The following is a 17672-nucleotide window of genomic DNA, read 5'->3' as shown; positions in this document are numbered from 1 at the left end:
TCCCATTTCTTCTAATTACGTCTGCTCTTCAAACTCCATCCGGTGTACTTTGTTTAGCAGCTCTAATACAATTGCTCCACCGATGATAAGCATGAGAAGACATAGTGCCAGGATGACAGCGTCATTGCCAAAGCTTGCAATGATGGCATTGCCGTATAGCGCACACAATACAAAAGACAGCACAATCGTTGCGGGTACCGACTTTTTCGCGAATCCAATCCGTAAAGCAACCAAACAAATGGTGTTAAGACTGACGCCTAGGATGAAAATCGTCTTCACAACGTTGAGAATCAGCCCGGTGGAAAGGGTATCGCTGACTATAGGTGAGATCGTTTCGCTGATCGAAAAAATGATAAGAGGAGGAATGTTGCTGACGATCATGGCAAGCGTGGTAAAAGACATGATGAGCAGCATCTTAGCTAGCAGCATCTTCTTCCTGCTTATGGGATAAGAGAACAGCAGGAGCATCATTTTGCCGCGATATTCATCAATAACGAATCGCGAATACATAACTGCAGCCATGATCGCATACACAATCATGCTGACAACCGAAGTAAACAAGAAGATGTTGGAGTAATTTTGAAAATCAATTTCGTTCTCTACCTGAGCCACATAAGCAACAAAATAAATGAACCCAATCAGACATACGCACGCAATTGCGCTCGCAGTGAAATACGTTGTAAGTTTGTTGCGCTGCAATTCAAGCCTCATTAACTTAAGCAATCCCATGACCTCCACTCATGATCCCAAAGAAGTAATCTTCGAGTCCCCCAGGCACCTGTGACCTTAGTTCACACATACTTAATTCCCGAACTATAGTGCCACGCGTAATCACGCCGACAGTATCTGCGATATGCTCAATTTCAGAAAGGATGTGACTGGATAGAAGGATCGTCATTTTATGCTCTTTGACCAGCTTTACAAACAAATCTCTCATCTCTCTAATGCCCATTGGATCAAGGCCGTTTATCGGCTCATCTAAGATCAAGAGCTCCGGCTTATGGGACAACGCTCTTGCAATCGCGAGCCGTTGCCGCATCCCGAGCGAGAATGTGGAGACCGCCTGTTGACCAGTGTGGGTAAGCCCAACCATCTCAAGCATTTCCTTGATGTCCACTCCTGTCATGCTCATGTACTCGAGATGAAGACGAATATTGGCTTCTGCGGAAAGCCGTTCGAAGAAAACGGGAACCTCGATCAAGCTCCCGACTTTTCGAAGAATTTCCTCTCGATGCTTCACAACTTGAAGGCCAAGCACCTCTACACTTCCTGCTGTTGGCTGGAGCAAGCCGGTCAATATTTTCATCAAAGTGGTCTTCCCTGCTCCATTGGGTCCTAAGAAGCCGTAGATGGTGCCTAGTTGCACATTCATGCAGCAGTTAGTCAGAATTTCCATGCCTGAGAAGGTCTTGATCAGACCGTCTGTTCGAACTGCATAATCAACGCTCATCCTTGCTGTAGCCTCCAATATCGGAATGACGCTCCGTAATTTTTTGAATCAAAGAGTCACTTAAGATGTCCGCCCCGAGCTGCTTCATCATCTGCTGCAGGAACCTCAAGCGATTCAGTGTCTCCTCTTGATCACGATCAAACAACATCGGATTAATCCAAATGTTAACTAAAAGCATGAACACCTCCGCGCATTCGATCGGGTACTCTGTTGTAATGGAGCCATCCTGCTTCCCGTCCACCATTATCTTGGCGATGATCGGGGCATCCTTCTTCACCCCTTCCTTAATTCCCGTTACGACGAATTGAGGATTTTTGATCTGTGTGCTCAAGACGCTGTCCATGGAATGGGCGTCCTGATCGGCCACTACCTGCTCAAGAATGAGTACAAGCTTCTCTCTTGCGCTTGGAGCCTCCGTATGCTGAATCAATTCATCCAGCATCTGGGCAGCATAGCTGAACTGCTTCTCCATCACCGCTTCCAAGATATCCTCCTTAGACTTAAAATGGTGGTATATGGCTCCCTTGGACATGCCAAGTGCATCGATGATATCTTGAATGCTTGTTTTCTCGAATCCTTTTTCTGTAAAGAGCTTCGCGGATACAGTTAAGATCTGTTCTAGTGTCTGTTCTGGATATTTGTTTCTAGCCATAGCGTCCCCTTTCTTTTAATACCGACCGTTGGTATCTATATTATGCGCTCGAATCCACTTTGTCAATATGAGGAAATAAAATTCATTTTGGGTATTTGTAAACACAAAAAAAGCCCCGAATCTAGGAACGATTCAGAGCGGATCTGGATAAGAGAATTATGGCTTCATCGCCTTCCAAATAAAACGATAATCCTGTTTGACAAATTTTCCCTCCACATCCATATGTTGTGCGATGAGACGCTGCAGCTCTCCATGGTGTCTAGGATCGCTATAATCCGGATGCCCAGGAGTGTCTGACATCGCTCTTATAAACTCCACTTGGCTTGGGTAAATGCATACCGCATCGTTAAACTCTCGAATCTCTATATCGATAAAACCATTCTCATGCAATCGACGGGTTACGAGATCTAATGAGCCAGAATGAATGCCAAAAACGGTCCCGCCTGATCGAAGAATATGGGCATGTTCAAGAATGGAAGTCGGGCCTCTTCGATCGTATATGAGATCAAATTGTTCATCCGTGAACGGCAATGGCTGCTTCGTCGTCGCATGTACAAACTGAACATTCTTAACCTTCGACGCTGCAAGCAATTGGTTTGCAATCTTTATCATCTCCACAGAGAAGTCAAATCCGATAATATGGCGGGCATTTGTTGACATGCGAAGCGTAAACTCCCCATGTCCACACCCTGCATCCAGAACATGATCTGCATAAGACAACATATCGGCTAGCTCTTTCTCAAACACAACCTCACCCGATACTCCCTCAATCGCATATACGGCTTCACTCCGGTAGCCGCCATTTCTCCTAGCAATTGCATCATACCATTCCATTCCCATAACGGACCTATTCCCCTTTTTTATGTGAATTCCTCCTCTATGTTAATTCAATGTCAAGCTGGAAATCGTTCAATAACAAAAAGCATTCAATCCTTACGATCAAATGCTTCTCATTTTACACAGCTCGAAGCGCTTCGCCAACACCCCATATTTTGGGAGGAAGAAGATTATAACTCATTTGATAGACACAAGCAATCATCATAAACAACGCCTAGCTGATATCGAGCAAATTGATGCTGTACCCTTTTGTCGAAAGAGAAGAACAGTACTTTTATCGTTACTTCCTGTCCTCCTCATTTTGTTTCTCCCAATCCTTCTTGATATACTTCAGTCGTTCCTTATCGCTTCTAGAACGAACGAGATGAAAGACCGTTGCACCTGCAGCTATAAATAAGAGCACCTCTAATAAAGTATGGTCTAAAGACAAGATCGGGCCGATCGATTCCTCTGTCGTCAGGACATCCACCGAATGATGCTCATCAATCGCATCTGCATCATACAGCGGCATCATGTATTTGCTGACACTAAGATGGATTACTCCGTACAGCAGCAGCAGAATCACGCCTACCCAGATGGCTCTCGTCTTGGATCGCTTCATGGGGATACTCCTCTCTGTGGACAAATATAAGTGGCTTTATCTGTATTGTACACGATAAGCCAGTCTTCAAAACAATAACATTGCTCTCGACTTGGAAGCCGCTCAGCCATTTTTTCTTGCATTCAGCAAAAAACTGGCTCTATTCTTAGAGCCAGTCAACGCTTGCATCAAGCTTCAATATTTGAGTTCAAATTGGACCTTCCGATACTTTTGACGTATCCGAATTTGTCGAGGGCAGCCTGATTGATATGTAGTGCTCCGCCTCAACAGCTGAATCAAAAAACGGAGCAAGCATCAGTCTCCACTCCTCATAGGCTGTGGATTGCTTGAAACTGATTAGATGATCACTTACTGATCTCCATTTAATCATTAACAGATACTTGTTCCGTTCCTCGATGCATTTATGAAGCTCATGGGAAATATATCCTCTGGAGCCGCTAAGCAGTGGAGACGCGCGTCGAAATTGGCTCTCGAATTCACTTGCCAATCCATCAATAATATATAAGCTCGCTACTTCCGAGATCATGTCATTCATGCCCTCCTATGCACCATTCATTGCTGATGTGATACAGATATTATTGGAATTCCACAACTTCCTCCATCTCAAAAGGATAATCCAACAGCTGCTTAACCTCGTCAAGCACCTCGTCTCCAGACAGAAGATGCACGAGATACAGCCCCACATCAATTGAAGCGGATATTCCTCCAGCCGTGATAACTTCCTGGTCTTTTACGAGATGTGATGACAACACTTCACTGCAATATGGCTTCAACAAATCAAGATGATTGGGATCAATGGTTGCTCTTTTGCACTTTAAGAACCCTGCCGCTCCAAGCAGCAAAGAGCCCGTCGATACCGCGATCTTAAACTTCACCTTCTCAGCAATGCGCAGCCAGCCGACAAATTCTTCGTCATACCGAAGATAGCGTGTTCCAAAGCCACCTGGTATATAGAGGGCATCATAAGTAGAGAGATCAGGTCTAACTTTATCCACCTCCACCCTGACGCCTTGCTCATCCTTTATCGATGGTTTCATTCCACATAATTCAAAGCTTACCTTGCGATGCTGTTCAATGCGGTTCAATCGATACATCACGTCATAGAATCCCGTTGCATCCAGCAATGTCATTCCGTCAAATACGACAATGGCTATTCTCATTTTCATCACCTCATTGAATGATTGCGATTATAAGAGTCCGTGTCCGCGCTGGAAGTCTGTACCTCTAGTTTATTTTCGTTTTGACCATTTCATGATAAGCAGGATGACGGGATCAGCAGCACAAGGACAACGATTCCGCCAATCATAGTACTTTCCCAAACAAAGCTCATTACGCTCACTCTCCCTATTCAGGCACAATGGCTGAACTTCACATCCCCGTTTAATAGCCGAGCATGCTTTTTAAGAAATAATGAATGCCCAGCATAACGAGACCAACGGCAACGAGCACACCACCTGTAAGCTGCTCGTCTTTATCTTGGCTGAACGCCCTAATTCCTCCAACAATGAGCCCCACTAGCGGGATAATCACGGTTGCCGCCACTACTAATACTTTGGGCCACAGCAAGGTCGTATCCTCTGCCATTGGAACATAAGTTGGCGAGCTGGCTTTCACGACTGGAGCTCCACAATATTTGCATTTTAACGCGCCTTCCTCTAGCTCCTCACTGCAATTGCTGCATAAGCGTCGTTCTCTGGCATTTCGATCAAGCGCCTCGTATTTCTCTGAATCAGGAGTGCCCACAAGTGGAACATCCTTTAACGAATGCCCACATGCCAGGCAAAGCCTTTGGTGCTCCTTATTGCTTTCCCCGCAATGCTCACATATACGTACAGCCATCGCTGCGCCTCCTCTCTTAAAGTGCTGCTGTAAGATCCCCCCAGCCTAATGCACACTCCATCAAGGCAATACCGCCTATCATAATTTCTTTCTGCTCGATAGGTTTCGCACCGAGCCGCTCATAGAATTGAACCGCAGGGTTGTCCTTAAGCGCCCACACGAGCATAGAGCGGTATCCTTCTCTAGAAAAGGATTCTATCAGCTGATGCACCATGGCTTTGCCGTATCCCTGCCCTTGAACCCGCTGAAGCAAGTACAGCGCGTAAATTTCTGCATCATATCGATATTTGCGCTCACGATTCGGTCCGCCGTTAGCAAATCCAACCACTTGACCCTGCTGCTCCAAAACGATCAGTTCATGTTCATATAGCGGCTTGGATAAAATACTGCCCCAATACTCCACTCTTCGCTCGACAGACATGTTGTCCAAGTAAATATCTGGCACAATCCCGCGATATGTGCTCTGCCAACTCGCGACATGCACCTGCGCGATTGCCTCGGCGTCTGTTGCTTCTGCTCTTCGTATCAACATTAAGCTCCTTTCTAAGCTGACCACATGCGATCTGCACAACATACAGCTGGGTGAACGGATCGTCCAGCTTATTTGGAATCAACTCTGCAACGTTTATTGCCCTGCTCAGAAGGAGAAGCCATTCAACTACTCAGCAGGTTTAATCTCATAGAAGCGAATACGGTTGCCTGCAGGGTCAGTGAGCGTGAGATCTTCTTCGTATAACGGTTCTCCTGGTCTAGCAAATGAATAACGCTTCTCTCGCAACTGCTTCGCGTAAGCCGCCAGATCCTCTACGCCAATACGAAGCACGCTCCCCGGTACCCCGTCTCCAAAGTGCTGTGATAAATGCAGCACGCATTCACCATAAATGATCTGCATGTATAGCGGCATATCCGCTTCGTAACGATGCTCCCACTCCAATTGAAACCCTAAAAAATCTATGTAAAACTCCTTGGTCAGCCCCTCATCATAGAAACGTATGATCGGGGTGGCTTGACTCATTCTCATCTCTTCTCCTCCAATCAACCCATTGTTAAAATAGGAGCGATCTCCCTAATCCAGCATGACATCCTCCGGATGATGCCTCTAGTGTAAAGCAGAGTCTAATCTGCTCGGATGTGTTGCGAGCCTCCTTCAAACACGACTGGCTTGTATTTGCTTCGCCCAATCTAACCACTGCTGCTCCATTGCTGCCTCCATACACCTTTCTCTTTTATATGCCAAAGTGCAAAGTAACGCTGCTTTCTTCTGTAAAAGAGTCCTTCTGCTTCCCTGTTCACCGAATCATTACTTGAAAAAGTCCATGTATAACGCTGCAAGCTGCTTCATGATATCCAAGGTCTCCATGGGGTCCTCAACCTCTAAACCATGATTGGCTCTCTCGATGGCAACGACTTCACGATGCTTGTCAACATGAATGCGCTGCGCAAGCTCAGACGAGAACATAGGGTCCGAAGTTCCATAAATCGTAATGCCTTGTTTTTGATTAATATACGGAATACTGCCTTCAACGGGTGTCAAAAATAAATGCCTTGCCTGCATAAGTTCAAGCTTGGTACTGACCATGCCTGCTGCAATGCTGCCAAGGCTCTTGCCTACAAATACAAGTTCCTGATAAGCACCGCTCACTTGCGAGATGGAACGAACACACTCCTGTACGATAGTAGCGTAATCATCATCAGACTGTATCTCTGTCCTAGCAGCTTGATATCCATATTCGAGAGGGAGCACATCGTAGCCTGCGCGTATCGCGCATTTCATAGCATAATGCAGCACAGGCCGCTCACAGGAATAATTCATTCCGGGAAACAACACGGCAAGCTTGGCTGATCGGTCATCGGCAGCTGTAATGATGGAATGATTCATATCCACATTCCATTTCGAAGGTATTAGACGTTTTTCAATAGGCATAAAAGAATCCTCCCGTTTCGTTATTTGACCTATGTACAATAGTGGTGTCGAAGATGTTAGAGAGTTGGCAAGCACTAGCTCACATCGTCCTCAAATGAGCATGTACGGCTGCATTCTAACGACACGTATGGTATTAAAGCAGAATAAGGAATGTATTTCTGTATTTCTTCAGCTAAAGGCAGGCGTACTAACTTCTCAATAATTGGAATATACATCTAAAGAAGGCGACTTCATGAACGCAACTCAAGGAGGAGAGTATTCGAATGGCTCAACAATCGCTGGATGAATGTATTCAAGACTACGTGTTGAAGAACGATCTAGGCACCATCCTGTGCCGCTATTGTGAGGATGTTATCGGGACGCTGCCTACAAACAACGTTAAGGTCATGTACATGGTATGCAGCAAAGTTGAGTGTCAATGCCGAGAGCAGCTAGACAGCATCATAATGGAGGAGGAGAGAACAGCTTAAGATGGACCCCTTTTCAATATGATCCTTCATTACCTGCACTCTTTCTTGAATGCGGATACAGCTTTCAGACAACCACATGATCAGGTAACGCTTGATGAAAGTGCCAGCATTGCTGGCACTTTATCTATGTCCAACTTCCATGTACCACAGGCTTAACGACATCATGACAGCAAAGATACAGATTAAACCGAACAGGGAAAGAACAACGATCAGCAAGCCTTTCAATAACGTGACTGCAAGCTTGGAAAATGCTATCTTCATCTGTCAGGACACCCTCCCATTTATCCTACAAGTAAAGACCAAGGCTTGACACGATAACCATATCGATAGAGCTCTTGATAATCAAGCTTCCTGAGCCTTCCTATACTCTACCTCGTGATGATGCGGCTCCAACTGCGCAAACGAGGCATGCACATAGATAGAAGATTCATCTACACATTGATATCCCTTTGTTTCCAGCCTGTTCGTGCACTATCATATTTTAACAAATGATTATACACCCATTTTCAGGAAATGAACAGGTGTGTGATTAATCCGTCTTGTCATAAAATCAATGATCCCCGTATCTATCGCAGAGGAGGATCACCTTCATACATGCATTCAAAAGGAGGGCGTGAATATCGCGTGATAGAGGAGGAGGCCGTTCAATGGAGACGATGAACATACAGCAGTCCATATTCTGTGCAGCGCTGTGCGGGCAAACCTATGTTCAGTTTGACAATGCTGACGGAAGCTTTATCGTGCCGCAAGGCTTTCGTTTCGTTTGCGAGATTCAGGCCAAGTCATTCAGCCAACGAATGGAAAGATTCGGCTTTGTTATAGAATCTGATCAGAAGATTATGATTGCCTTTCGCGGAACAAGCTCTACTTCAGATTGGATATCCGATCTTCAAGCCACTCAGGTGCGCTTTAAGCCTGTAAACAATAACAGCTATACACATCGAGGGTTTACTGGCATCTACAACTCCCTACGATTAGAACTTAAGAAGCAGCTCCGCGGTTTGTCACCGGCTAAGAAGATGATTCTTACCGGACACAGCCTAGGAGGTGCACTGGCCATGTTATGTGCCGCTGATCTGGCCAGCAACGGCCTTTTTGAACCTGTAACTGTATATACGTACGGAGCACCAAGAGTCGGCAATCCCGAATTTGCCAAATCATATGCCGCCCTTGTTGATGCGAGCTACCGTGTTGTGAATCCTAATGATGTCGTTCCAATGGTCCCCCCACCAATCTTGAAGCTGCCAAGACATGAACGAACCTTTTATTACCTGCATGCACCGCAATCGGTTGCGCTTCCCTTCGAACAAGGATCCATCTCTGGCAATCATATCATCAGCAGCTACTATGAAGCCTTGTCTATACAGGACCCCCTGTACGCCATGAATCTCTGTGAGCACAATCCCGGCTTCTGTCCTCTTGATTTCTACAGCATCCTTATCGAAGGAATTGTATAAGCCATTGGCTTGCACCTGTTCGAATATATTCCTGCATAATCATTCATCTAACTACGCTTTGCGTTCTATATCTCAACATTCAGGGTGCACTTATAACGCTCCACACCGGGATACTTTTCACCAAGACTTTCTATTTGAAATCCCGCTTTTCGATAAAATTCAACGGATTCACGATCCGTTTCTGCTATCAAAGCTTGAGCGTACCGAGATCGCAATTCCAGAATCATCTGACTGCCTAAGCCTTGATGGCGATACATCGGCTTCACTGCAATATGCCTGACTCTGAGCATCTCCCCAATGGAAGATACACCTACCAAGCCTATTAATGCATGATCAATGACAAATCCAAATAAAGAACGCTCTTCCTCCTTGCGGTAACATTCCAATTCAGCGAGAATACGCTCTTCATCAGGCCACATGCACTGTGCCAGAAGCTCTCTCACCTCATTGGGGTTGTAATATTCCGTCAAGCTGACCCATTGATATTTCATTGCGCTTTGCCTCCTGCAAGTTCCTTGGTGTCGATCGTCCTTGGCTAATGTATTCTTTTTATCAGGGTATCATCGTTGTCCGCCAAAGCCAAATTCAACGCATGATTCGTCTCTTCGAGCGATTGTTGGAGCTGGCTGATCTTCTTCAAGGCTACATACTGATTGCTCAGCACAAGAATCATGAAAAACGCGCCGATGATGATTATTAATAAATCCATCTCTTCACCTTCTCCGTCAGAATTTATCCTTTCACAGATCTTTACCTAACACATTGCGTTAGGGCAGTATGCATGCATGTCTAGCAGCATGCAGCGATTGGGACGCAGCAAGCTTGGCGAACACCTTCTTGCAAAAGGCCGCTTTGAAACAGGCAGACGACGAATGGGGGCCAAAATGAACGAACTGTCCAATCGCCCCCACCATCTTACCAAGACGTAATCATCGTCTCACTTATAGTTGACTATCGTGATCATTTGAACAACAGCGCGCCTGTCACCAGCAAGCGCCATCTCCTCGCTGTACAGCTGTGAAGATCCAATGGTTGGCTTAATATCCCTTGCCTTCTGCTGAGATATCTTCGTTCGTCTTCTCCGTTACAGTTTTTTCAGCATATGAATATCCAGCGGCTCCTTGTCATACAGCTCTCGATCCACTTGTTCCGTGATCTGTCCAGAATGACGCTTGTAGAAGGATACAGCAGACTCTGTCTCTGTAGAAGAAATATACAGCCACTTCGCACCTCGGCGTCTGGCCTCGTCTTCAAGCAGTTGAATAATTCTCGATCCAATGCCTTGTCTTCGGTACGTTCTCGATACATACATTAGATCAAGCTGCAGTTGATCCTGTGAATCCCCTCTCCATTTATGCGCCAACACGCCAAAGCCAACGAGCTTCTCGCCATCATAAGCTCCGTAGGCTGCGCCACCATGAGAAAGCTCCTCTTCATATCTCGTTTGGATCTCCCGTAAGGTGTCCTCGTCCCAATTTGTGCATTCATGGTTCTGCGGGATCTCTACAAGTTCACCGTCCTTCATTTCAAAAATACTCGGTATATATTCAGATCGATCAATTTGGACGATCTGTACACTTTCACCTGGCTTCATGCTGCGATATTTAATCATGGTTAATGCCTCCTCTAAAAATAAGCTCATCTATGCCCGATGCTCATGTGAGGCCTCCACCATGACAAGCTTCGGCCATCGATTCAGCCACTGCTTTGCATTAACTCTAGCGTAGTAATACGCCTCATCATGAAACTTCGGGCTCTTGCGAATCTTCAACTCCATAAGATCTTGAAGCCCCCACGGAATGACCCACTCCAGCTCATTGTGATCATTCAATCTGACCCCGACGGCAGTCGCTGTCTCTACCCAGCGGCTGAGCGCATCCTCAACCGACTGATAAGGTTCCGCTCCATTGCGCAGATGCATGCGGGCTTGATTCTTAACGGACCATTTCCAATAAGGGTTCTGTTCCATTAAGATCGATTCATATTCATGATCTCGATCTTCCTCGACCCTGACAGGATCAAAATAGACAACGTCTGTATCATTAATCAGCCCATGCCCATCTCTTCCATGCAGCCGATTCCATATATAATTGCGAACAAAGCCTGCAGCAATGCGCCCTTCAGGCAGCTTAAGTTCCCGAACGAGCTTTAAGGCTTCTTGCATCGCTGCATCTTCCTTCACAAATGCTTCTGCTTGAGCTTGATATCGATTCTGTATCGTCATGCATCTCCTCTTTTCTGTGCTCTAATATCCTTGAGACCATCTTATTATACCATGTAGAAATTGGAAGAGAGAACAAGTATTATTGCAAGCTGTCTTCTTGAATTTTCAATCAAATCCACATTTGGTTATTGACAGCAGCACAACAAGTATTTTATGATGATCTAGCAAACCTTATAATTCAATATGAATCACTCACATGATTAAAGGGGAGTAGCTGTTCAATAAAGTCGTCATTACGAGACCCTCGTCTCCGGCTTTGTTGGCAACTAACGTTGTTAGCGAGACCTTTACCATTAACAGGGTAAAGGTGTATAGATTAGGAAGACCTTTACCACAATAGGTAAAGGTCTTTTTTTGTGGTTTCATTTCCCTCCTGCAGCTCATTGCAGGACCAAGCAAGGCATCAACCTTGACTGTTAATGGTTACATCAACACCGTATCTGAACTCATTAACCTACAGCTTGGAACGCCTAGAACTTGTAAAGGAGTTGACTTCATTCTCATGTTGACACCATTCTAGCCTTTTTAACATCTTACACAATCGTGATAAAAAATGGAGGAAATCATATGGATATTGGATTGTTATTAGAATATGGATGGGTTCTCATTGTACTCGTATTGCTTGAAGGACTTCTAGCAGCGGATAATGCATTAGTGCTTGCCATCATGGTCAAGCATTTGCCTGATGAGACAAGAAAGAAAGCATTGTTCTATGGTCTAGCCGGCGCCTTTGTATTCCGCCTAGCCTCACTGTTTATTATCTCCTTCTTGGTCGATGTATGGCAGGTGCAGGCTATTGGAGCACTCTATCTGCTTTATATCTCAGCCAACCATATTATACGTAAGCTTGTCGTGAACAAGGCAAATAACGAGCAGGCTGAGAAAGACAAGAAACCTAAGAAGCAATCCGGCTTCTGGGCAACTGTACTTAAAGTTGAGCTTGCGGATATCGCATTCGCTATCGATTCCATTCTTGCTGCGGTCGCGCTCGCTGTCGCTCTTCCTGCAAGCGGCCTTCCGAAGATCGGGGGAATGGACGGCGGACAGTTTATCGTGATCTTCCTAGGCGGTTTCATCGGACTGATCATTATGCGCTTTGCAGCCAATTTCTTCGTTAAGCTGCTGCAATCTCGTCCGGGTCTTGAGATCGCAGCCTTCTGTATCGTGGGTTGGGTCGGGGTAAAGCTTGCGGTTCACACGCTCGCTCATCCTGCTGTACACATCCTCTCTCATGACTTTGCAGAGAGCACGGCATGGAAGCTTACCTTCTACATTGTACTTGTCTTAATCGCAACATGCGGCTGGTTCCTCTCTAGCAAGAAAGAGGAGCAAAGCGAGACATCTGCTTCCTAAGCATTCCAACTTTGAGAATCAAAAGGCGCTGTTCCTTCAGGAGCAGCGCCTTTTTACCATAACCTTATAAATATCGCTCGTTCATAATATTCCAATGATGCAGCTCATGCCCAGCAATAATATATGCCAATGCCAAGCTTGAGATCGGATGCTGGGACACAACCCCCATCCGCTTCCATTCCGTCTCGGTAAAATGCTTGATAAGCCCCAGAGTATACCGGCGCACAGTCACATATTGATCCATGATGTCCGCTGCTTCCCATCGGCTGTAATCAGCGAAGTTCGCATAGTCATTCTCATCAAAAGGCGGTAAAGAGGTCTGATCCCCTCTTGCTATACACAGCATTCGATAGCACATGATCTGCTCGGTATCAATAATATGACCGATCACCTCTTTGATCGTCCATTTGCCGGGAGCATAGCGATGCTCCCATTGGTGTGCGTTCAAGGCTTCAAGCTTGGCTTTCGTTTCTTCCAGCTGAATGATCAATCGCTCTCTAATTGGTCCTTCTTCGACCAATTGAATATACTGTCCAAAATGAGCTGGATATTGCTTCTCGTCCGGCTGCTTCGCTGTTATCTCCATCTTTGTATTGCCTCCTCATCCTTTATCATACCTATCAGATCCCTAGTCCCACTGCACAATGCCCATCGGTATCAGAGCAGTTGGATAAAAGCCTGCCACTGCTGTTGTTGAAGGGAGATCAAGCGGATAGGCAGACGCTATCAAGAGCATGTTCTGCTCGATAGAAACTTGCTTCGCATGAAGGGCAAAAGTATGCGTGTATTCAAATACAGCCCCCATCGTATCCGCTAATGCTTGCACCCGATAATCTCCATCAGGCCTGCCGATTACATTCATCATGAGAATGCCGTGCGGAGCAAGCTTCTGCTGGACCAATGCAAAGAACTCATATGTCGATAAATGGTACGGAATCCCAGATTCTGTGAAGGCATCGATCAGAATATAATCCATCGAGCCCGCAGGCTGATGCTCAAGGATGGCCCTACCGTCACCAAGCTGTACGTTACTTTTTGGCTGATAAAAATAGGCTTGGCTAAGCTCGATGACAGGCCTGCTGATATCAACAGCCATTACATTCTTGCCCTTCTCCTCCAGCGCCCTTGCAATTGTCCCCGTGCCATATCCAATTAAGAAGATATGTTGGAAGGAGGGCAGCCATTCGTTCATGAGGTGCAGCATGGCCTTCGGATACTCCAATACTATTCGAGCCGGATCACGCAGATCAAGCACGCCCTGTACAGCATCATCATGAAAAGCCATGACTCGGAATCTTCCCATTTCTCCGTAAAGCTCGTTTGTTTCATAGATCGTTATGGTCTCATCGTGATCACGAATCTGTGTTAGAACATACACAATTGCAAACCCTCTCCATTGATGCTTACTCGAACTGAGCTCGAACCCAGCCTGTAACCAGATCGACCGCCTTGCCTTCTAGTCGGTTGCCATTAAGAATGAGATCTGCATATGTTTTCGTCGGCAGCACATGTGCCTGCTCACGATGCTTGGCTGCATGGACATAGTAATCTCCAATCTCCTCCAGCTCAAGGCCGCGCTCGGTCATGTTGCGCTTAATCCTGCGATACATGCGTTCATCAGAATCCAACTCTATGAATACGGCAAGATCCAACAGCTCACGAATAGCTTCGAATTGAAGCGTAAAGATGCCCTCAATCAGAATAACTTGTGGTTGTGATTCGGATTGCTTGAATGCTTGCAGGTGCGACAACAGCTTCTCAATATGTAACGAATTCGGATGATTGAAGTCATCCAGCTCTTCGTTCGTTAGCGGCGAAATCATCTTCGGCAGCGGCCATTTGAAAAATTGATCTGTTCGAACAATGACGGGATTAAGCTCCTGAAGCGCTTCTGACAGCAGATCACAATAGGTAGATTTGCCGCTTCCAGAACCACCGGTTATTCCAATGAACATCGTCTTCATTCCATCACCTCATATCGAATTTGCCAGGCTTATTAAACATACACAAGCAAGCTGCAACCATTCTCCATTGCCTAATGGGCATTCAATAAACGCTTGTCCAGCTCTTGCATGGTCATAGCTGCTTCGTAAAATACAGATTCAAGTCATCATCGACTCGTACAGAAGCACCAGGTTCCACATCTTTATTTTGATAAATCAGTCCACGGCCGTCCAGCATGTAGCCTCTTCGACAATACAGACGCTGTGCCTGTCCATAATCGCGATACAGCCCAACACCAATCCCGATGATTCCCCGCTCCGCTCTCACAATGGCTTCGAACTGCTCAAGAAAGCCATTGCCAACTCCTCTGCGCTGGTAGGCCGGAAAGACATTCAAATCGTTGATTTCTGGAATATGCTGCTCCAAAAAAGGCGGATAGTCCGATTCATACTTCAAGTGACAGCAGCCTGCTACCTCTCCATCAACAAACGCCAATAAAGAAACCCGCTTCCCATCCAGATTCTCCTGAAGGCATCGTTCGAAATAATCATCAGGGCGATTTATATGCTCCCGTTCAAAAGCCTGTCTCCAGCGTTCCATTGCGTCTTTGTCTCGAATCCCAACATATTCAATCATCAATAGGACAGCCCCCTCAAGTCGTAGTCCATTTCTTAAGAAGCAGAGTATTCAAGCTGAATGGCAGCATGAGCCTCGAAGTTAGCAGCGATCAGCAGAATGGTGTTGCATGTCAAAGTATAAATGATAATGATTGCTGCAGCCCGGATTGAAGGATGCTCCGCAAGACGTGCAAGTAGACCCGCAAGCCATATAGTCGTTAATCGTCAATTCCTTCTTGCAAGCACCACATAGAATAGCTGCAGTATCCCACTCGTCACTTGGCCACACCTGAGCAGTATGGTCTGCATGCTCTTCATGACAGGAAATGCAAGGATAATACTGATTGCAGCATTTGAACTTAATCGCAATAATATCCATTGCCTGGTTATAGTGCTTGCACCGAGTCTGCTTATCCATTGCTCCTATCACCTTATGATTGTTCATTGCGCTTGATGCTCCTTCCTCCTCCAAACAAAAACAAATGAGTGTCCACCAATGTTCTCCCTTCATTTAGGATAAAGCCTTGTTATGTTCTGCTGCAAGCACATGCTCGAAAAAGCTTGCCCACTATCCATATCCATTTGCTATGTCTATTCCGCCGCCTTTGTTCTTGCTCCCAATACGTGCTGTACAAAAGGCGTGGCGTTATTCTCCGTAAACATGGCAATGTCAATCCAAGACGCTCCAAGTGAATCCTCTCCATCACTCTCCGTTTTAAGCATCCATTGATCCACTCTATCAGATGCCACGTTATACAGAATGCCGATATGATGCAAATCTTCTTCCTCACCGCTTGGCAATGTGTATTGCAGTTGATACGAGACCGCTTCTCGTATGCTGCATGTGATGCCTTGAATTCCAGTCTCCTCTTCCCATTCGCGATGAAGGATATCTTAATTGAATATAACAGATCTTGGGAGCTTTCTGCTATGTTAAATGAGTTGACTGTCCTTTTGCGCCTCATGACGAACGGTGTGGAATCCTGCCATTCGTGGTAAACTAAGGTTAACGAGATAAAGGAGATGAAGGCAGTGAAGCAAGAGCTTATTAATCGACTTACCACTTATGTAAAAGTAGATACTCAATCCAATGACGAGAGTGACACTTGTCCCTCAACACCAGGACAATTGGAACTGGGGCGGCTTCTCGTGGAGGAACTCACCTCCATGGGGATGCACGACGTTACGATGGATGATAACGGATATGTGATGGCTACTTTGCCTTCCAATACGGACAAGCCGGTTCCAACTATCGGGTTCTTGGCCCACTTGGATACCGCCCTTGACATGACAGGAAAAAATGTAAAGCCGCAGCTAGTTACCGATTATGATGGAGCGGATATTATTCTAAATGAAGAGAAGCAAGTTGTGCTCTCGCCCAAAGAATTTCCTGAGCTCGCTCAATATAAAGGCCATACCTTGATGACAACGGATGGGACAACGCTGCTTGGCGCAGACGACAAAGCAGGGATTGCCGAGATTATGACGGCTATGAATTATTTGATCTTGCATCCTGAGATTAAGCACGGACGCATTCGGGTTGCCTTCACGCCAGATGAGGAGATTGGACGCGGTCCTCATCGCTTCGATGTGGACGCATTCGGTGCGGCCTATGCCTATACGATGGATGGCGGGCCGCTGGGCGAGCTTCAGTACGAGAGCTTCAATGCAGCAGGAGCGAAGATTACCGTGTGCGGCGCGAGCGTTCATCCGGGCACTGCGAAGGGGAAGATGATCAATTCGATGAAGGTTGCGATGGACCTGCACCGTCATTTGCCTGCATTGGAGGCACCTGAGCATACAGACGGATATGAAGGCTTCTATCATTTAACTTCCTTCCAAGGCGATGTTGAATCCTCGACCTTGAACTACATTATCCGAGACTTCAAGAAGGACAGCTTTGAAGACAAGAAGGCTTATCTTGAACGTATCGTGAAGCAGTTCCAGCAGCAATACGGGGAGAAGAACATCACCCTTGAGCTGAAGGACCAATACTATAATATGAGAGACAAGATTGAGCCCGTCATGGAGATCGTTGATATTGCAAAGCATGCGATAGAATCGCTAGGCATCGAGCCGATGATTCAACCCGTGCGGGGTGGAACAGACGGCTCTCAATTATCATATATGGGGCTGCCGACACCAAATATCTTCACAGGCGGAGAGAATTACCACGGCAAGTTCGAATATGTATCCGTCGACAACATGGAAAAAGCCGTCCAGGTAATCATTGAGATTGTAAAAAGATTCGAAGAACAAGCTTAGCAATAATACAACACCCCCGACATTGGACCACTCGCGGCC

28 protein-coding genes are annotated in these 17672 nt (G+C 46.0%); 5 read left to right on the top strand and 23 right to left on the bottom strand.

The genetic code is table 11. From position 1 onward, the window contains the following. Nucleotides 1-15: 15 nt before the first annotated feature. The 11 genes from B9Y93_RS03795 to B9Y93_RS03745 all read right to left on the bottom strand — a co-directional run bounded on the left by B9Y93_RS03795 (nucleotide 16) and on the right by B9Y93_RS03745 (nucleotide 7303). Complete coding sequence (locus tag B9Y93_RS03795; protein ID WP_085493005.1) at nucleotides 16-723, bottom strand: ABC transporter permease; 708 nt, start codon at nucleotides 721-723, stop codon at nucleotides 16-18. Continuing rightward, nucleotides 716-1450: an ABC transporter ATP-binding protein gene (locus tag B9Y93_RS03790; protein ID WP_085493004.1), complete on the bottom strand. Its 735-nt coding sequence runs from the start codon at nucleotides 1448-1450 to the stop codon at nucleotides 716-718. The genes B9Y93_RS03795 and B9Y93_RS03790 overlap by 8 nt, the downstream gene beginning before the upstream one ends. Further along, the gene (locus B9Y93_RS03785) at nucleotides 1440-2102 is read right to left on the bottom strand and encodes a TetR/AcrR family transcriptional regulator (protein ID WP_085493003.1); all 663 of its coding nucleotides are present in this window, start codon (nucleotides 2100-2102) and stop codon (nucleotides 1440-1442) included. Before B9Y93_RS03785 ends, B9Y93_RS03790 begins: the two co-directional genes overlap by 11 nt. A gap of 156 nt (nucleotides 2103-2258) precedes the next feature. After that, complete coding sequence (locus B9Y93_RS03780) at nucleotides 2259-2942, bottom strand: class I SAM-dependent methyltransferase (RefSeq protein WP_085493002.1); 684 nt, start codon at nucleotides 2940-2942, stop codon at nucleotides 2259-2261. Nucleotides 2943-3219: 277 nt separating this feature from the next. Beyond that, entirely contained in the window at nucleotides 3220-3540 is a 321-nt protein-coding gene (locus B9Y93_RS03775) for a hypothetical protein (protein ID WP_085493001.1), read from the bottom strand. Nucleotides 3541-3727: 187 nt separating this feature from the next. Further along, nucleotides 3728-4066, bottom strand: a complete 339-nt coding sequence (locus tag B9Y93_RS03770) for an antibiotic biosynthesis monooxygenase family protein (protein WP_085493000.1) — start codon at nucleotides 4064-4066, stop codon at nucleotides 3728-3730. Between the two features lie 49 nt (nucleotides 4067-4115). Beyond that, complete coding sequence (locus B9Y93_RS03765; RefSeq protein ID WP_085492999.1) at nucleotides 4116-4700, bottom strand: DJ-1/PfpI family protein; 585 nt, start codon at nucleotides 4698-4700, stop codon at nucleotides 4116-4118. Nucleotides 4701-4920: 220 nt separating this feature from the next. Further along, nucleotides 4921-5379, bottom strand: coding sequence for a zinc ribbon domain-containing protein (locus tag B9Y93_RS03760; protein ID WP_085492998.1), 459 nt, complete (start codon nucleotides 5377-5379; stop codon nucleotides 4921-4923). A gap of 16 nt (nucleotides 5380-5395) precedes the next feature. Next, on the bottom strand, nucleotides 5396-5911 hold the full coding sequence (locus tag B9Y93_RS03755) for a GNAT family N-acetyltransferase (protein WP_176228833.1): 516 nt from the start codon (nucleotides 5909-5911) through the stop codon (nucleotides 5396-5398). Between the two features lie 126 nt (nucleotides 5912-6037). Then, nucleotides 6038-6400 (bottom strand): glyoxalase superfamily protein, encoded by a 363-nt coding sequence (locus B9Y93_RS03750; RefSeq protein WP_085492996.1) that lies wholly within the window; start codon nucleotides 6398-6400, stop codon nucleotides 6038-6040. 279 nt (nucleotides 6401-6679) lie between these two features. Further along, entirely contained in the window at nucleotides 6680-7303 is a 624-nt protein-coding gene (locus B9Y93_RS03745; RefSeq protein ID WP_085492995.1) for a hypothetical protein, read from the bottom strand. 263 nt (nucleotides 7304-7566) lie between these two features. Here B9Y93_RS03745 and B9Y93_RS03740 point away from each other — a divergent pair, with 263 nt between their 5' ends. Then, nucleotides 7567-7773, top strand: a complete 207-nt coding sequence (locus B9Y93_RS03740) for a GapA-binding peptide SR1P (RefSeq protein ID WP_085492994.1) — start codon at nucleotides 7567-7569, stop codon at nucleotides 7771-7773. A gap of 120 nt (nucleotides 7774-7893) precedes the next feature. Here B9Y93_RS03740 and B9Y93_RS24490 read toward each other — a convergent pair whose 3' ends face one another. Next, a complete protein-coding gene (locus B9Y93_RS24490; RefSeq protein WP_176228832.1) occupies nucleotides 7894-8034 on the bottom strand; it encodes a hypothetical protein in 141 nt (46 codons plus the stop codon). 386 nt (nucleotides 8035-8420) lie between these two features. Between B9Y93_RS24490 and B9Y93_RS03735 the strand changes: the two genes are divergently transcribed. Then, a complete protein-coding gene (locus B9Y93_RS03735; RefSeq protein ID WP_085492993.1) occupies nucleotides 8421-9230 on the top strand; it encodes a lipase family protein in 810 nt (269 codons plus the stop codon). A gap of 65 nt (nucleotides 9231-9295) precedes the next feature. Here the strand turns inward: B9Y93_RS03735 and B9Y93_RS03730 are convergent, their stop codons facing one another. Further along, a complete protein-coding gene (locus B9Y93_RS03730) occupies nucleotides 9296-9721 on the bottom strand; it encodes a GNAT family N-acetyltransferase (protein ID WP_085492992.1) in 426 nt (141 codons plus the stop codon). A 44-nt stretch (nucleotides 9722-9765) separates the two neighbouring features. Then, nucleotides 9766-9939: a hypothetical protein gene (locus tag B9Y93_RS24485; protein ID WP_169025754.1), complete on the bottom strand. Its 174-nt coding sequence runs from the start codon at nucleotides 9937-9939 to the stop codon at nucleotides 9766-9768. A gap of 76 nt (nucleotides 9940-10015) precedes the next feature. On the opposite strand from B9Y93_RS24485, the gene B9Y93_RS24480 reads away from it, so the two are divergent. After that, entirely contained in the window at nucleotides 10016-10159 is a 144-nt protein-coding gene (locus B9Y93_RS24480; RefSeq protein ID WP_170936409.1) for a hypothetical protein, read from the top strand. Between the two features lie 155 nt (nucleotides 10160-10314). On the opposite strand, the gene B9Y93_RS03725 is transcribed toward B9Y93_RS24480, so the two are convergent. The 3 genes from B9Y93_RS03725 to B9Y93_RS24475 all read right to left on the bottom strand — a co-directional run bounded on the left by B9Y93_RS03725 (nucleotide 10315) and on the right by B9Y93_RS24475 (nucleotide 11820). Continuing rightward, on the bottom strand, nucleotides 10315-10842 hold the full coding sequence (locus B9Y93_RS03725; RefSeq protein WP_085492991.1) for a GNAT family N-acetyltransferase: 528 nt from the start codon (nucleotides 10840-10842) through the stop codon (nucleotides 10315-10317). Nucleotides 10843-10872: 30 nt separating this feature from the next. Next, entirely contained in the window at nucleotides 10873-11454 is a 582-nt protein-coding gene (locus B9Y93_RS03720) for a nucleotidyltransferase family protein (protein WP_244903275.1), read from the bottom strand. A 192-nt stretch (nucleotides 11455-11646) separates the two neighbouring features. Next, the gene (locus B9Y93_RS24475) at nucleotides 11647-11820 is read right to left on the bottom strand and encodes a hypothetical protein (RefSeq protein ID WP_170936411.1); all 174 of its coding nucleotides are present in this window, start codon (nucleotides 11818-11820) and stop codon (nucleotides 11647-11649) included. Between the two features lie 201 nt (nucleotides 11821-12021). On the opposite strand from B9Y93_RS24475, the gene B9Y93_RS03715 reads away from it, so the two are divergent. Next, nucleotides 12022-12807 (top strand): TerC family protein, encoded by a 786-nt coding sequence (locus B9Y93_RS03715; RefSeq protein WP_176228831.1) that lies wholly within the window; start codon nucleotides 12022-12024, stop codon nucleotides 12805-12807. A 64-nt stretch (nucleotides 12808-12871) separates the two neighbouring features. Here the strand turns inward: B9Y93_RS03715 and B9Y93_RS03710 are convergent, their stop codons facing one another. From B9Y93_RS03710 to B9Y93_RS03685, 6 genes are all read right to left on the bottom strand, one after another. Further along, nucleotides 12872-13393, bottom strand: a complete 522-nt coding sequence (locus tag B9Y93_RS03710) for a DinB family protein (protein WP_085492990.1) — start codon at nucleotides 13391-13393, stop codon at nucleotides 12872-12874. A gap of 42 nt (nucleotides 13394-13435) precedes the next feature. Beyond that, the gene (locus tag B9Y93_RS03705) at nucleotides 13436-14185 is read right to left on the bottom strand and encodes a spermidine synthase (protein ID WP_085492989.1); all 750 of its coding nucleotides are present in this window, start codon (nucleotides 14183-14185) and stop codon (nucleotides 13436-13438) included. Nucleotides 14186-14210: 25 nt separating this feature from the next. Beyond that, complete coding sequence (locus B9Y93_RS03700) at nucleotides 14211-14771, bottom strand: uridine kinase family protein (RefSeq protein WP_085492988.1); 561 nt, start codon at nucleotides 14769-14771, stop codon at nucleotides 14211-14213. Nucleotides 14772-14883: 112 nt separating this feature from the next. Then, nucleotides 14884-15387 (bottom strand): GNAT family N-acetyltransferase, encoded by a 504-nt coding sequence (locus B9Y93_RS03695; RefSeq protein ID WP_085492987.1) that lies wholly within the window; start codon nucleotides 15385-15387, stop codon nucleotides 14884-14886. An 81-nt stretch (nucleotides 15388-15468) separates the two neighbouring features. Continuing rightward, nucleotides 15469-15813 carry a CHY zinc finger protein gene (locus B9Y93_RS03690; protein ID WP_085492986.1) on the bottom strand — a complete coding sequence of 115 codons (345 nt, stop codon included), beginning with the start codon at nucleotides 15811-15813 and terminating at the stop codon, nucleotides 15469-15471. 146 nt (nucleotides 15814-15959) lie between these two features. After that, nucleotides 15960-16145 (bottom strand): NUDIX hydrolase, encoded by a 186-nt coding sequence (locus tag B9Y93_RS03685; RefSeq protein WP_085492985.1) that lies wholly within the window; start codon nucleotides 16143-16145, stop codon nucleotides 15960-15962. A gap of 255 nt (nucleotides 16146-16400) precedes the next feature. On the opposite strand from B9Y93_RS03685, the gene pepT reads away from it, so the two are divergent. After that, a complete protein-coding gene (gene pepT / locus B9Y93_RS03680) occupies nucleotides 16401-17633 on the top strand; it encodes a peptidase T (RefSeq protein WP_085492984.1) in 1233 nt (410 codons plus the stop codon). Nucleotides 17634-17672: the final 39 nt, after the last annotated feature.

Source organism: Paenibacillus aquistagni, assembly GCF_900177815.1.
GTDB lineage: Bacteria > Bacillota > Bacilli > Paenibacillales > Paenibacillaceae > Paenibacillus_B > Paenibacillus_B aquistagni.
Note: the sequence above shows the minus strand (reverse complement) of the source record. Positions and strands in the feature narration are given on the sequence as shown.